This is a genomic window from Pontibacillus litoralis JSM 072002 (genome assembly GCF_000775615.1).
Classification (GTDB): domain Bacteria; phylum Bacillota; class Bacilli; order Bacillales; family BH030062; genus Pontibacillus; species Pontibacillus litoralis.
Genome location: NZ_AVPG01000081.1, coordinates 1 through 440, shown reverse-complemented (window position 1 = coordinate 440; position 440 = coordinate 1). Strand labels below are relative to the sequence as shown.

Genomic DNA, 440 nt, shown 5'->3' with positions numbered 1-440 from the left:
TCACGACGAAAGGAATCCGTGGAAGAACGAACCAATCCAAGCCCATAGTCATGAGTAAAGGTAAACCCACAACATGTGCAACGCTGGCGAGGCACGGCAAGTTCAATCCAAAGCGTACCAAGATGCCAAGCATAGCCGTGACGAAAACGGCGAACTTTCGTGTCATGACGATGTGTTTTCCCAAAACAAATCGGACATAAAATACATTGTGCTGGGGAAGAAACACGAAAAACAGATGGTTCTTCCTCAGAAGGCAAAGTAACGGTAAAAAAAGATGGTAACGGCAACATCATTTTGATAAACTTAGAGGACAAAGCGAAAACTCCTATCGTGGTTTGTCTGGACAACAATTACGATACGGGAGTTTTCGCTTTTTTCATAGTGATTTAAGTCAAATGATTCAGTTTTTTAGAGTCAACCCCAAGTTACGGTGATGAACC

General features: G+C 42.7%; 1 pseudogene. It reads right to left on the bottom strand.

The features are described 5' to 3' along the window. Positions 1–314, bottom strand: a pseudogene (locus N784_RS16755) (ISL3 family transposase); the annotation flags it as partial. Between the last annotated feature and the right edge of the window lie 126 nt (positions 315–440).